11 protein-coding genes and 1 pseudogene are annotated in these 14,251 nt (G+C 69.8%); 9 read left to right on the top strand and 3 right to left on the bottom strand.

Translation table 11 applies throughout. From position 1 onward, the window contains the following. Window positions 1-18: 18 nt before the first annotated feature. Window positions 19-1,351, bottom strand: a pseudogene (tnpC, locus tag AB4Z01_RS09255) (IS66 family transposase). Window positions 1,352-1,658: 307 nt separating this feature from the next. Here tnpC and AB4Z01_RS09250 point away from each other — a divergent pair. The 6 genes from AB4Z01_RS09250 to AB4Z01_RS09225 are packed head-to-tail and all read left to right on the top strand — an operon-like array spanning window position 1,659 to window position 8,402. Then, window positions 1,659-3,251: an ABC transporter substrate-binding protein gene (locus AB4Z01_RS09250; RefSeq protein ID WP_441692639.1), complete on the top strand. Its 1,593-nt coding sequence runs from the start codon at window positions 1,659-1,661 to the stop codon at window positions 3,249-3,251. 2 nt (window positions 3,252-3,253) lie between these two features. Next, complete coding sequence (locus AB4Z01_RS09245; RefSeq protein ID WP_441692637.1) at window positions 3,254-4,231, top strand: ABC transporter permease; 978 nt, start codon at window positions 3,254-3,256, stop codon at window positions 4,229-4,231. Further along, window positions 4,231-5,058: an ABC transporter permease gene (locus tag AB4Z01_RS09240; RefSeq protein ID WP_441692635.1), complete on the top strand. Its 828-nt coding sequence runs from the start codon at window positions 4,231-4,233 to the stop codon at window positions 5,056-5,058. The genes AB4Z01_RS09245 and AB4Z01_RS09240 overlap by 1 nt, the downstream gene beginning before the upstream one ends. Beyond that, window positions 5,055-6,668, top strand: a complete 1,614-nt coding sequence (locus AB4Z01_RS09235; RefSeq protein WP_441692633.1) for an ABC transporter ATP-binding protein — start codon at window positions 5,055-5,057, stop codon at window positions 6,666-6,668. Before AB4Z01_RS09240 ends, AB4Z01_RS09235 begins: the two co-directional genes overlap by 4 nt. Beyond that, window positions 6,665-7,612 (top strand): 2-hydroxyacid dehydrogenase, encoded by a 948-nt coding sequence (locus tag AB4Z01_RS09230; protein ID WP_441692632.1) that lies wholly within the window; start codon window positions 6,665-6,667, stop codon window positions 7,610-7,612. Before AB4Z01_RS09235 ends, AB4Z01_RS09230 begins: the two co-directional genes overlap by 4 nt. A gap of 13 nt (window positions 7,613-7,625) precedes the next feature. Continuing rightward, the gene (locus AB4Z01_RS09225) at window positions 7,626-8,402 is read left to right on the top strand and encodes a class II aldolase/adducin family protein (RefSeq protein ID WP_441692631.1); all 777 of its coding nucleotides are present in this window, start codon (window positions 7,626-7,628) and stop codon (window positions 8,400-8,402) included. A 132-nt stretch (window positions 8,403-8,534) separates the two neighbouring features. On the opposite strand, the gene AB4Z01_RS09220 is transcribed toward AB4Z01_RS09225, so the two are convergent. Further along, window positions 8,535-9,227: a GntR family transcriptional regulator gene (locus AB4Z01_RS09220; RefSeq protein WP_441692630.1), complete on the bottom strand. Its 693-nt coding sequence runs from the start codon at window positions 9,225-9,227 to the stop codon at window positions 8,535-8,537. Window positions 9,228-9,370: 143 nt separating this feature from the next. Here AB4Z01_RS09220 and AB4Z01_RS09215 point away from each other — a divergent pair, with 143 nt between their 5' ends. Genes AB4Z01_RS09215 through AB4Z01_RS09205 form a run of 3 tightly spaced genes read left to right on the top strand, consistent with a single transcriptional unit; the run spans window position 9,371 to window position 12,712 of the window. Next, entirely contained in the window at window positions 9,371-10,402 is a 1,032-nt protein-coding gene (locus AB4Z01_RS09215; protein WP_441692628.1) for a histone deacetylase family protein, read from the top strand. Then, window positions 10,402-11,424, top strand: a complete 1,023-nt coding sequence (locus AB4Z01_RS09210) for a phosphotransferase (RefSeq protein ID WP_441692626.1) — start codon at window positions 10,402-10,404, stop codon at window positions 11,422-11,424. Before AB4Z01_RS09215 ends, AB4Z01_RS09210 begins: the two co-directional genes overlap by 1 nt. After that, window positions 11,417-12,712: an aspartate aminotransferase family protein gene (locus AB4Z01_RS09205; protein WP_441692625.1), complete on the top strand. Its 1,296-nt coding sequence runs from the start codon at window positions 11,417-11,419 to the stop codon at window positions 12,710-12,712. The genes AB4Z01_RS09210 and AB4Z01_RS09205 overlap by 8 nt, the downstream gene beginning before the upstream one ends. Before the next feature lie 9 nt (window positions 12,713-12,721). Here the strand turns inward: AB4Z01_RS09205 and AB4Z01_RS09200 are convergent, their stop codons facing one another. After that, the gene (locus AB4Z01_RS09200; protein ID WP_441692623.1) at window positions 12,722-14,236 is read right to left on the bottom strand and encodes an amidase; all 1,515 of its coding nucleotides are present in this window, start codon (window positions 14,234-14,236) and stop codon (window positions 12,722-12,724) included. Window positions 14,237-14,251 lie beyond the last annotated feature (15 nt).

Raw genomic sequence — 14,251 nt, 5'->3', positions numbered from 1 at the left:
GCCCAGGTGCAGGCGTGATTAGGCGGAGTTGAGGTTATGGATGAGTTGTGTTGGGCAGGATGACAGTGTTTCGAGCAGGTTCCATCCGCGCTTTCGAGCGGTGCCGATGAGGGTGCGGAGCGTGGCGAAGTTGTCTGCGCCTTGAGATGTGCGGAACCCGCCGGAGATTTTCTGTCGGAGTTTCATCATCCGGGCATCGCGCTCGGCTTCGTTGTTGGTGAACGGCACCGCCGGGTTGTGCAGGAACAGAAGCACCGCGTCTTTCTGCAGTTTGAGGCGGAGCAGGAGATTGTGGCCGGTGCGCCGCCTGATCCGTCCGCGTTTGATGTCGCGGGGCAGTGCGGGCAGCGCCTCGTGCCAGGCGATACCATCGCGGACGATATGGTCGTAAAGCCGCTCGGCGGCGCGGATCCTGAGGGGGCGCAGTGCGCCTGTCCGATCTGCCGGGCGCTCCCGGGCCGGATTGACCGCATGGCACAGGGAACGGAGCAACCCTCGCATCCGCCGGGCCCAGGCCTCGTCATCGATGTCCACCAGCGCMGTCAATTCGCGCAAGTGATGGGCATTGCACAGCGCATGCGTAACGCCGGACATCTGAAAGTAGGATGTCCAATGGTCGTGCACGACGATATGCGCCGCCTGCGCCAGCACGTCGCCGCGCTTGGGTGACACACGGTAATGCACCAGCCCGTCGCTCCCGGCGGTGCCCGCCACATGCAGCCATTGCGGCTTGCTACCTGCCCAAAACCCGGTCTCATCCAGATGCTTGACCGGTGCCTGGCGGATCTTCTCGCACACGGCGGCCGCGAAGTCCTGCGCACGGCCGGCGGCGCGGGCGATCATCTGTCCGATCGTGCCGGCCGACACCCTCACCCCGAACAGATCGGCGAGGACTTGCCCGAGCCGGTCTTCGGGCAGGAACTGTCCCGCCGACAGATAGCTCAMCACAGCGGCCAGCCGACCACCATATTGCACCGGCGCACTGACCGCGGGCGGAAACGATCCTGTCGTGACTGCGCCGCAACCACGGCATTTGCAACCATAGCGCTGATGTTCCGTGACGATCAGCCCCGCCGGCTCAGGCAAATCGAACACCTGACGGCTGTCGACAAGCTGCACCGGCTGGTCCTGCAGCGCCGCCTGGCAGCGCCCGCACCTGGCGGGTGCCCGGCCCATCGCTCGACGGCGGCTTGCTGCTATTGCTGCTATCCAGCCCAAGCCGACGTTCCAACTCGGCAACCCGCGCCGTCAGCACTGCGTTCTGCTGCTCCAGCATCCGGTTGCGCGCCTGCAACTCGCCAATTAGGGCCAGAAGACCTTCCTCGGACAACGATGGGGGTGGCGGCGTCATCCTTCCTTGACTCACAAACCTCCCAGATCGGTCAAGAGGTTAAGGTCCTCCTGGGCAGTTACCGCTGCGCTCGCAATGACGGTGTTGGAATTCCGGACAGGTCTCGCAGGGAGGGCCGGCCTGATCAAATCCTGGGCAATCCGCCCCGGATCGATCCCGCCGGCCCCGACCGCTGATCGCTCGCCATGGCTCTTGACGCCGGATTATGATGCATCAAACATGATGCGCCAGATGGCACGGGATTTGCAAAAGCCGGATCGGGGCGGCGCAGACGGGGCCGGCCGGCAGCACGGGAGGCGATCGAAGAATGGACAGCCATGGTCTGACACGGCGGCATCTGCTCGCCACCGCCGGGGCGCTCTCGCTCCTGAGCCTCGCCGAGGCCCGGGCCCAGGGCGTGGCGCCCAAGGCCGGCGGCACGCTGACCACCGTGATCACGCCGGAGCCGCCGCTGCTGGTCCCCGGAGTGAACAACCAGGGGCCGACCCTGATCGTCGCCAGCAAGATCTATCAGGGGCTGATCAGCTACGCCCCCGACTTGACGCCCCTGCCGGCTTTGGCGAAGAGCTGGGAGCTGTCGGACGACAAGCTGACCTACACCTTCCATCTGCAGCCGAATGTGACGTTCCACGACGGCCAGCCGATGACGGCCGACGACGTGATCTTCTCGATCATGAAGTTCCACATGGAGCTGGCGCCCCGCGCCCGCGGCGTGTTCTCGAAGATCAAGGCGGCGGAGGCGCCGGACCCGCAGACCGTCAAGCTGACGCTCGATTCGCCGTTCGAGCCGTTCCTGCTGATGTTCGACGTCACCACCTGCGCCATCGTGCCGAAGCACCTCTATGACGGCACCGACTACCGCAACAACCCGGCGAACCAGCACCCGGTCGGCACCGGCCCCTTCGCCTTCGACGCCTGGCAGCGCGGCAGCTTCATCCGGCTGAAGAAGTTCGCCGAGTACTGGAAGCCCGGGCAGCCCTATCTCGACCAGCTGATCTACCGGATCGTGCCGGACAGCCAGAGCCGGGCGCTGGCGCTGGAGACCGGCCAGGTCCAGATGACCCAGTTCAACGACATCGAGCCATTCGACGTGCCGCGGTTCCAGCAGCTGCCGACGGTGATGGTCGAAACCACGGGCTGGGAGTATTTCGCGCCGCTGATGTGGCTCGACCTCAACAACCGGGTGAAGCCGCTCGACGACGTCCGGGTGCGCCAGGCGATCAGCCACGCGCTCGACCGCGACTTCATCGTCAAGCGGCTGTGGTTCGGCGTCGGCAAGCCGGCGACCAGCCCGATCGCCTCGGCCACCCGCTATCACGACCCGGACGCCAAGCTGCAGGCCTACGACCTCAAGGCGGCGGCGAAGCTCTTGGACGATGCCGGGCTGAAGCCCGATGCCAACGGCGTGCGCTTCACCATCAAGCACCTGGCCATCCCCTATGGCGAGATCTGGTCGCGCCTGTCGGAATACATCCGCGCCTCGCTCGGCAAGGTCGGCATCCAGGTGGTGCTGGAGACGACCGACCCCGGCAGTTGGGCCAAGCGGGTCGGCGACTGGGACTACGAGACCGCGATCAACTTCGTCTACCAGTACGGCGACCCGACGCTGGGGGTCGAGCGCACCTATGTCAGCAGCAACATCAAGAAGGTGACCTTCACCAACACCGAAGGCTACGCCAACCCGGCGGTCGACAAGCTGTTCGAGACGGCGCGGATGTCGGCCGACCCCGAGGTGCGGAAGCAGGCCTTCTATGACGTGCAGAAGCTCCTGACCGAAGAGGTGCCCGTGGTCTGGCTGATGGAGATGAGCTTCCCCACCATCCACGACCGGCGGGTGACCAACCTGATCACCACCGGAACCGGCGTGCATGCCTGTTTCGACGACGTCTTCATCGCCTGACCATGACGCGGCTCCTGCTCCTGCTCGGTCGGCGCCTGGTCAAGATGGTGCTGGTCGTGCTGGCGGTCGCGATCGTCAGCTTCCTGCTGATCCACGCCGCGCCCGGCGACCCGGCCAGCGTCATCGCCGGCCAGTCCGGGGCGGCGGACCAGCAGCTGGTCGACCAGCTGCGGCAGCAATTCGGCCTCGACAAGCCGCTGATCACCCAGCTCGGCATCTATCTCGGCCATGTGGCGCAGCTCGACCTCGGCTTCTCCTACCCGCAGCAGCGCAGCGTCGCCTCGCTGATCCTGGAGCGCCTGCCGGCGACGCTGCTGCTGACCGGCACCGCCTTCCTGCTGGCGCTGCTGGCCGGGGTGGTCGCGGGGGTGATCGCGGCGCGCCATGCCGGGCGCTGGCTCGACAGCGTGGTCACGGTCGTCGCCCTGTGCTTCTACGCCACGCCGATCTTCTGGGTCGGGCTGATGCTGGTGCTGGTGTTCAGCGTCTGGCTGAACTGGCTGCCCAGCTTCGGCAGCGAGACCGTCGGCGCCGACCTGACCGGAATCGCCGCGGTGCTCGACACGCTGTGGTACCTGACCCTGCCGGCGGTGACCCTCGGCCTATTCTACATGGCGGTCTATGCCCGCATGACCCGCGCCTCGATGCTGGAGGTGGCGGACCAGGACCATATCCGCACCGCCCGGGCCAAGGGCGTGCCGGAGGGGCGGATCCTGCGCCGGCACGTGCTGCGCAACGCGCTGCTGCCGATCGTCACCCTGGCCGGCATCCAGGCCGGGCAGCTGGTCGGCGGCGCGGTGCTGGTCGAGACCGTCTTCGCCTGGCCCGGCATCGGCCGGCTGGCATTCGACGCGCTGATGGCGCGGGACTACCAACTGCTGCTCGGCGTCTTCCTCTGCACCTCGGTTCTGGTGGTGCTGTTCAACCTGGTGACCGACTTGCTGTACCTGGTGATCGACCCGCGGGTGGAGGCAGTGTGATGGGACGGGCCTTCCTGCGCCACAAGGGCGCCGTCACCGGCCTCCTCTTCCTGGTCGTGCTCGGCCTCATCGCCGCGCTGGCACCGGTGCTGTTCCCGTTCTCGCCCTGGGACATGCAGGGCGCGCCCTTCACCCCGCCGGGCGAGGACCAGTTCCTGCTCGGCACCGACTCGCTGGGCCGGGACGTCGCCGCCGGCATCGCCTATGGCGCCTCGGTCTCGATGCTGATCGGCGTGGTCTCGACTCTGGCCGCGCTCGGCATCGGCGTGCTGCTTGGAGCCCTGGCCGGCTATGCCGGGGGACGGGTCGACGATCTGATCATGCGCTTCACCGAGATCTTCCAGACCGTGCCCGGCTTCGTGCTGGCCATCGTCGTGGTCGCCATCCTGACGCCCAGCCTGGGATCGATCGTGGTGGCGATCGCCGTGGTCTCCTGGCCGCCGGTGGCGCGGGTGGTGCGGGCCGAATGCCTGTCGCTGCGCCACCGCGAATTCGTCCAGGCGGCGGAGGTGCTGGGCCGGTCGCACGCCGCCATCATCTGCCGCGAGATCCTGCCCAACGTCGCCTCCTCGGTGGTGGTGCTGGCCAGCCTGATGGTGGCGACCGCGATCCTGCTCGAATCCTCGCTGTCCTTCCTCGGCCTCGGCGACCCGAACCTGATGTCCTGGGGCTTCATGATCGGCAGCGGCCGCAGCGTCATCCGCCTGGCCTGGTGGATGAGCGTCTTCCCCGGCGTCGCGATCTTCCTGACCGTGCTGTCGCTCAATTTGGTGGGGGAGGGGCTCAGCGACGCCCTGAACCCGCGCCTGGCACGGAGGCGGGGATGAGCCTGCTCGAGATCACCGGCCTGACCGTCGCGCTGCCGCCGGGCGGCGATCGGCCGAACGCGGTGGCCGACATCTCGCTGACCCTGGCGGCCGGCGAGATCCTGTGCGTCGTGGGCGAGAGCGGGTCGGGCAAGTCGGTCGCGACCGCCGCGGTCACCGGCCTGCTGCCGAAGCAGCTGCCGGTCCGGTCCGGCCGCATCCTGTTCGAGGGGCGGGACCTGCTGGCGCTGAAGCCGGAGCAGCTGCGCGCCCTGCGCGGCGCCCGCATCGGCATGATTTTCCAGGAGCCGATGACCGCGCTGAACCCGCTGATGCGGGTGGCCGACCAGATCGCCGAGGTGCTGCAGGTGCACGGGGTGCGCCCCGGCAACCGGGTGGCCGAGCTGATCGACGCGGTCGGCCTGCCCGACCCGGCCCGGATCGCCCGGTCCTACCCGCACCAGCTGTCCGGCGGGCAGCGCCAGCGGGTGATGATCGCCATCGCCCTGGCGCTGGAGCCGGCGATGCTGGTGGCGGACGAGCCGACCACGGCACTCGACGTCACCACCCAGATGCAGATCCTGCGGCTGATCAAGTCGATCCAGCGCCGGCGCGGCATGGGGGTGATCTTCATCACCCATGATTTCGGCGTGGTCGCCGAGATCGCCGACCGGGTCGCGGTGATGCAGCACGGCCGCATCGTCGAGACCGGGACGGCGCAGGAGGTGCTGAACGCGCCGGCCCATCCCTACACCCGCGCGCTGATCCGCGCGGTGCCCCGCTTCGAGGGGCGGGCGCCGGGCGGTGCGGCGGTCGGATCGGAAATCCTGGTCGCGGCGCGGGGCATCCGCAAGACCTACCGCTCGCACGGGCTGTTCCGGCGGCCGGCGACCACGGCGATCGACGGCGCCACCATCGAGATCCGGCGCGGCGAGACGCTCGGCCTGGTCGGCGAGAGCGGCTCGGGCAAGTCGACCCTGGCCCGGACGCTGGTCCGGCTGGTGCGGCCGGATGACGGCTCCATCATCTTCGACGGCGCCGAGCTGCGCCCGCTGTCGCGGTCCGGCTGGCAGCCCTATCGCAAGCGGATCCAGATGGTGTTCCAGGATCCCTTTGCCTCGCTCAATCCGCGGCGCCGGGTGGGCGAGATCATCAGTGAGGGGCCGATCGCCCATGGCGTGCCGCGGGCCCAGGCCGAGGCGGAGGCCTTGGCGCTGCTCGACCTGGTGCGGCTGGACCGCGCCGCCGCCGGCCGCTACCCGCATGAATTCTCCGGCGGCCAGCGCCAGCGCATCGGCATCGCCCGGGCCCTGGCGATGAAGCCGGAGCTGCTGGTCGCGGACGAGCCGGTCTCGGCGCTCGACGTCTCGGTCCAGGCCCAGGTGCTGGACCTGCTGCGCGACCTGCGCCGGCGCCTCGGCCTGTCGATGCTGTTCATCACCCACGACCTGCGCGTCGCGGCCCAGATCTGCGACCGGATCGCGGTGATGCGCCGCGGCGAGATCGTCGAGCAGGGTGACATCGCCGCGGTCTTCGCCGCCCCGGCCCATGACTACACGCGCGAGCTGCTGGACAGCATCCCGGGCCGGCACTGGACGCCGCCGGCCCTGGCGATGGAGCCGGCGGCATGAGACACGCAGTGTCCAGCGCGCCCACGGTCCTGCTGCTCTCCACCACCCTCGATCTCGGCTATCTGGTCGAGCCGATGCAGGCCGCCCTGCCGGGCGCCGATGTCCGGCTGTGGCCGGATGCGGATCCTGAGACAGTGGAGATGGCGATCTGCTGGCGGCCGCCGGCGGGCGTGCTGGCCGGCATGCCGCGGCTGCGCCTGATCCATTCGATCGGCGCCGGGATCGACCACATCACCGCCGACCCGGACCTGCCCGACCGGCCGCTGTGCCGGATGATCGACGGCGCCATGGCGGCCGGGATCCGGGAATACGTGCTGTGGTCGGTGCTGTACTTCCACCGCGACTTCGACCTCGCCGCCCGCCAGCGCGAACAGCGGCTGTGGCAGGCGCGGGCGCCGGTCCCGGCCGCGGATTGGACCGTTGGGGTGCTCGGGCTCGGCGCCATCGGCCTCGGCGTTGCCGCGGCCCTGCGCGACCTCGGCTACCGGGTGCGCGGCTGGTCGCGCAGCCCGAAACAGGTCGAGGGCGTGGAGTGCTTCGCCGGGGCGGAGGGGCTGGGGCCCTGCATCGCCGATTGCGACGTGGTGGTGTCGATCCTGCCGCTGACGGCGGATACGCGGCGCCTGTTCGACCGCGAAGTGCTGTCGCGGCTGAAGCCCGGCGCCGCCTTCGTCAATGTCGGCCGCGGCGAGCAGCTGGTGCTGGACGACCTGCTGGCCCTGATCGATGAGGGGCATCTGCGCGGCGCCGTGCTCGACGTGTTCGAGATCGAGCCGCTGCCGCCGGACCATGCCGCCTGGCGGCATCCGGCGGTGGTGGTGACGCCGCATATGGCGTCGCGCACGGACCGGCGCGACATTGCCCGCCAGGCGGCGGAGAATTATCGCCGCGCCGTCGACCGGCAGCCGCTGATCGGGCTGGTCGAACGCGAACGAGGCTATTGAGGAGGAGGCCCGGATGGACGGACATGTGACGGCAGTGCCGCCCGGCATGAGCGAGGCGGAGTGGACGACGCGCTGCGACCTGGCGGCTTTGTACCGGCTGGTCGCGCATTTCCGGATGACCGACCTGATCTACACTCATATCAGCGCGCGGGTGCCGGGGCCGGAGGATCATTTCCTGATCAACCGCTACGGCGTGCTGTTCGAGCGCATGCGCGCCAGCGACCTGGTCAAGATCGACCTGGACGGCCAGGTGGTCGGCGGCGCCGACGTGGCGATGGACCAGGAGGTGAACGCCGCCGGCTTCACCATCCATTCGGCGATCCACGCCGCCCGGCACGACCTAGTCTGCGTCATCCACACCCACACCGCCGCCGGCATCGCGGTCTCGGCGCAGAAGCAGGGCCTGCTGCCGATCAGCCAGCACGCGCTGAAATTCTACGGCCGGCTGGCCTATCACGGCTATGAGGGCATCGCCCTCGACCTCGACGAGCGCGACCGGCTGGTGCGCGACCTCGGCGACCGCCAGGCGATGATCCTGCGCAACCACGGGCTGCTGGTGGCCGGGCGCAGCATCCCGGAGGCGTTCAACCAGATCTACTACCTGGAGCGCGCCTGCCAGGCCCAGATCCAGGCGCTGGCCGGCGGGGCCGAGCTGGTGCTGCCGCCGGAGGAGGTGCGCCTGCATACCGCCGAGCAGTTCCGCCGCGGCGCCACGCTGGAGCATTGCGAGAAGGGGTGGAAGGCCGCGCTGGTCCTGGTCGAGGACCAGAAACCGCCCTACTGGTCGTGAGGTGGCGGCCCGAAATATTGATCCGTCATGGCGAGCCCCGCAGGGGCGTGGCCATCCAGCGCCGCTCGCACCGGCCCCTGGATGGCCGCGTCGCTTCGCTCCTCGCCATGACGGATTGGAGGGGATCGCGAGTCAGGGTTTCGCACGATCCATATGAGCCGGCTCTTCCGCCTCGAGCAGCTTACGCTGCAGGATGACCTCGCCGCCCTTCAGGATGTCCTGCGCGATCGCCCGGCGTGCGGCCGGGCCGTCGCCGGCGCGGATCGCCTCCAGCACCGGGTAGTGATGCTCGATCATCGACCGGCCGCCGGCCTCGTACAGCTCGGAGATCAGCGGCCCCATCCGCATCCACAGCGGCTTCAGGATGCCGGCCAGGGTCGGCAGCCCGGCGATCGCCGGCAGCGCCAGGTGGAACTGCTCGTTCAGGGCGATGGCGGCGGCGCTGTCGCCCTTGCGGATCGCGGTCTCGTTCTGGCGGATCAGCCGTTCCAGCAGCTTCAGGTCCTTCGGCGTCGCCCGCGCCGCGGCCCGCTCCGCCGCCAGCCCCTCCAGCTCGATCCGGATGTCGCGGATCTCGAGATACTGCTCCAGGCTCAGGGACGGCACCCGGATGTCGCGCAGGCTGCGCAGGATCAGCACCTGCTCCTGCACCAGCCGCAGGATAGCGTCGCGCACCGGGGTGACGCTGGTGCCCATCTGCTGCGCCAGGTCGCGGATCCGCAGCCGTTCCCCGGGCCGCAGCGCCCCCTCCATCAGCGCCGCACTGAGCTTGGCATAGACGATGTCGCCCAGATTCTCGTGGTCGATCGTATCCAGGCCCGGCACCGGGCGGGGTCTCTCGGTCGTCGGGGGCGTCGTGCTGTCCATGCGGCGGGGATGGTGCGAAGGGTCTCGATGATGCATCATACATCAGTGACGCCAGGGCGGTCGAGGCCGGCCCGCTGCCCTTCGACGAATGGGACGATCAGATGAAGGTCTTCTGGAACGACATCCAGCGCAGCCACGCGCCGCAGTTCTTCCTGCAGCGCGGGCAGCTGCGCCGCAACTTCGAGGTGCCGGCCCGGGCCGAGGCGCTGCTGGCCGCGGTGCGCGACATGAAGCTCGACGTGGTCGAGCCGCCGGCGGTCGACCGCGCCGCGCTGCAGTCGGTCCATGCGCCGGACTATCTCGACTTCCTGGAGCAGGCCTGGGCGGAGTGGTCGGCGCTGCCCGACCACGGGCCCGAGCTGGTACCGAACATCCATCCGAGCCCGGAGATGCTGGCCCAGGGCGCCAAGCCCTCCGGCACCATCGTCGGCAAGCTCGGCTGGTACACCGCCGACACCTCCTGCCCGATCGGGCCGCAGACCTGGACGGCCTCGGCCGCCGCGGCGGCCTGCRCCATCGCCGCGGCCGACGAGGCGGCGTCCGGCCGGGCCGCCTATGCGCTGGCCCGCCCGCCCGGGCACCACACCTATGCGGCCCGGGCCGGCGGCCATTGCTACCTGAACAACGCGGCGCTGGCGGCGCAGCGGCTGCGCGACCGTGGCGCCAGGCGCGTCGCCGTGCTCGACATCGACGCTCATCACGGCAACGGCACCCAGGGCATCTTCTGGGATCGGTCGGATGTCTTCGTCGCCTCGGTGCATGGCGACCCGAACCGCTATTACCCCTGGTATGTCGGCCATGCCGGCGAGACTGGCGACGGGGCAGGAGAGGGGGCCAACCTCAACCTGCCGCTCGCGCTCGGCACCGGCGACGAGGGCTGGCTCGCGGCGGTCGACCAGGCGGTGGCGGCGGTCGAGCGGGCCGGCGTCGACGCCGTGGTGGTCAGCCTCGGCTTCGACGCCTCGAAGGACGAGCCGCTGGCGGCGTTGCAGGTGACCGAGGACGGCTTTGCCAAGGCGGGCGAGAAGATCAAGGCGCTCGGCAAGCCGATGGCGATCATCCAGGAGGGCGGCTACGCCGTCGATGTCCTCGGCTGGCTGCTGACGCGCTTCTTCGACGGCTTCTCCGGCTGATGGCGGCGGGGCATCTCTCGCTACAGGACGCCGAGCGGCTGGTCCTCGACCATTACGGCATCGAGGGGCGCGCCGACGCCCTGAGCAGCGAGCGCGACCAGAACTTCCGGATCGAGACCGCGGCCGGGCGGCGCGTGCTGCTCAAGATCGCCGACCCGGCCGAGGAGCGGCAGGTCACGAACTTCCAGACCGAGCTGCTGCTGCATCTGGAGCGGACGGATCCGGCGCTGCCGGCGCCGCGCATCCTGTGCACGCCCGAAGGGGTGGCGGAGATCGAGATCGGCGCCGGCGCTCCGCTGGTCGCCCGGCTGCTGTCCTTCCTGGACGGGACGCCGCTGGCGACGGTCGCCGCGCGCTCGCCGCGCCAGCGTCGGCGGATCGGCGAAAGGCTCGGCCGCACCGCCGCAGCCTTGGCCGGGTTCCGCCATCCGGTGGATGGGCACGAGCTGATCTGGGATATGGCCCGCGCGGCCCGGCTGCGCGACCTGCTGGGCGAGATCGAGGATGCGGACAGCCGGGCCCTGGCCGAAGCCGGCCTCGACCGGTTCGACCGCGCGGTGGTGCCGGCCCTGCCGGGGCTGCGCCGGCAGGTGATCCATGCCGACGCCAATCCCAGCAACATCCTGGTCGATCCGGCCGACCCCGACATGGTCACGGGCATCATCGATTTCGGCGACGCGGTGCGGACCGTGCTGGCCAGCGATGTCGCCGTCGCCGCCGCCTATCACCTGTCGGACGGAGACGACCCTCTGGGCCCGGCCGGCGAGCTGATCGCCGGCTACCACGCCGCGCTGCCGCTGCAACCGCCGGAGATCGAGCTGCTCTGCGACCTGATGGCGACGCGGCTGGTGATGATCGTGACCATCGGCGCCTGGCGCGCCCGGCGCCATCCGGGGAACCGGGACTACATCCTGCGGAACAACCGGACGGCCTGGGCGCGGCTGCGGCGCCTGGCCGGTCTCGACCGGCAGGAAGCCGCCGACCGCCTGCACCGGATCTGCCGGGAGGAAAGCCATGGCTGACGACCGCCCCCCCCAATCCCAGACCGCCACGTTGCGCGCCCGCCGCGACCGGCTGCTGGGCCCGGCCTATCGCCTGTTCTACGACGAGCCGCTGCATGTCGTGCGCGGCGAGGGCGTCTGGCTGACCGATGCCGGGGGCGAGCGCTATCTCGACGCCTACAACAACGTCGCCTCGGTCGGGCATTGCCATCCGCATGTCGTCGCCGCCCTGGCGCGGCAGGCGGCGGTGCTGAACACCCACACCCGCTATCTCTCGGAGGGCGTGCTCGACTACGCCGAACGGCTGCTGGCGACCTTCCCGTCCGAGATCGGCCATGTGATGTTCACCTGCACCGGCAGCGAGGCCAACGACCTGGCCCTGCGGGTGGCGCGCACCGTCACCGGCGGCACCGGCGTGATCGTCACCGACTGGGCCTATCACGGCGTCACCGTGGCGCTGGCGGAGATGTCGCCCTCGCTCGGCAGCGCGGTGCGGATCGGCGACCATGTCCGCCTGGTCGCGCCGCCCGACGCCTATCGCGAACCGAGTGATGTCGGTCAGGCCTTTGCCGCCCGGGTGACGGCCGCGATCGAGGACATGCGCCAAAACGGCATCGTACCGGCGGCGCTGCTGGTCGACACCATCTTCTCCAGCGACGGCGTCTTCGCCGATCCCGCCGGCTTCCTGGCCCCGGCAGCGGCGGCGATGCGGGCTGCCGGCGGGCTGGTGATCGCCGACGAGGTCCAGCCCGGCTTCGGCCGCACCGGCGGGATGTGGGGCTTCGACCGGCATGGCTTCGTTCCGGACATGGTCACCATGGGCAAGCCGATGGGCGACGGCCACCCGATCGCCGGCATGGCCGCGCGGCCGGAGGTGCTGGCCGAATTCGGCCGCCGCACCCGCTACTTCAACACCTTCGGCGGCAACCCGGTCTCGGCCGCGGTCGGCATGGCGGTGCTCGACGTGATCGAGGGCGAGGGTCTGGTCGCCAACGCCAGCGACACTGGCGCCTTCCTGCGGCAAGCGCTGCAGGACCTGGCGGCCCGCCATCCCGCCATCGGCGATGTCAGAGGCGCGGGGCTGTTCCTTGGGGTCGAGCTGGTGCGCGACCGGGCGACGCGCGAGCCGGACGGCGCGCTGGCCGCCCGCGTGGTCAACGGGCTGCGGCGCCGGCGGGTGCTGGTCAGCAGCAGCGGCCGGCACGGCAACGTCCTGAAGCTGCGCCCGCCGCTGGTGTTCGGCCGCGAGCACGCCGAGATCCTGGTCGACGCGCTCGACCGCACCCTGGACGACCCGGATGGGCCGTAGCCCTCCGGTTCAGAAATTCGTCCAGTCGCCACTGGCCTCGAAGGCCGCGGCGGCCCGGTAGATCGTCGCCTCGGCATAGTCCTTGCCGACCAGCATCAGCCCGATCGGCAGGCCGTCGCCGAGGCCGCAGGGCAGGGACATCGCCGGGTGGCCGGTAACGTCGAACTGCGAGGTGTTGCCGATCATCTCGAAGGCCCGGGTGACGATCTCGGTGATCGAGGCGCCCGGTTCCGGCAGCGGCGTCGCCTTGATCGGCAGGGTCGGCATCAGCAGCAGGTCGTACTGCGCGAAGGCGGCATCGTAGGCCGCCTTGATCCGGCGGGCCTGGTTCTGCGCCTTGGCATAGTACCGACCGCGATAATGGCTGATGAAGTACTGAGCGGTGAGCATCGAGATCTTGAGGCTCTCGGACAGGTCGTCGGCCCGTTCCCGCCACGCCGCATGCGCGTCGATCAGGCCGACATTGTAGAGGCCCTTCCAGTTCATCCCCATGCCGTTGCCCAGCATCATCTGCCACTGCAGGCCTTCCAGCGCGATCGGCGTCCAGATCGAGGCGGCGACGAGATGCTCGGGGATCGAGACCTCGGCGATCTCGGCGCCCATCGAGCGGAACCGCTCGGCCCCGGCCAGCACCTTCTCCTTCACATCCGCTTCCAGGTTGGCGCCGGCGAAGCCCTCGGTGACGACGGCGATCTTCATGCCCTTCACGCCGCGGTCGAGCTCATCGGTGTAGGAGGTGACCTTGGGCGCGTATTGCCGCGGGTCGAGCCCGTCGGGGCCGGCCAGCACCTCCAGCAGCAGGGCGTTGTCCGCCACCGTCGCCGTCATCGGCCCGGTGTGGTCGATGGTGGATTCGATCGGCATCACGCCGGTATAGGGCACCAGCCCGTGGGTCGGCTTCATGCCATAGATGCCGCAGAAGGCGGCGGGCATGCGGATCGACCCGCCCTGGTCGCCGCCGATCGCCATGTCGACCGCGCCGGCCGCCACCAGCGCGCCGCTGCCGGAGGAGGAGCCGCCGGCGGAGTAACCGTGCTTGCGCGGGTTGTGCACCGGCGCGGGCTCGGAGGTGTGGCTGCCGCCGGACAGGCAGAAATATTCGCACACCGACTTGCCCAGGATGGTGGCGCCGGCATCGAGCATGCGGGTGACGATGGTGGCGTCGATGTTCGGGACATAGCCTTCCAGGGTCGAGGCGCCGTTCATCATCGGCACGCCGGCGAGGCAGACATTGTCCTTCAGCGCCACCGTCTTGCCGGCCAGCTTGCCGCCCGCGGCGCCCTTGACCTCGCTCTTCCAGTACCAGGCGTTGAGCGGGTTCTCGGCCGGGCCTGGGCGATAGCCGGGGGTGCGCGGATACTTGACCGCCGGCACCTCGTCCGGCAGCGCGTCGACGACGTCATAGGCGGCGAAGCTGCCGGCCATCAGCGACAGGTATTCCGCCGCCTGCTCGGCGGTCAGATGCATGCCGAGACCGGCCGCGATGTCGACCAACTGCGGAACGGACGGACGGGTGACGGCCATTGCTGTGCTCCCTTG

The organism is Inquilinus sp. YAF38, assembly GCF_052113205.1.
Classification (GTDB): Bacteria; Pseudomonadota; Alphaproteobacteria; order DSM-16000; family Inquilinaceae; genus Inquilinus.
This window is presented reverse-complemented; position numbering and strand designations above follow the sequence as displayed.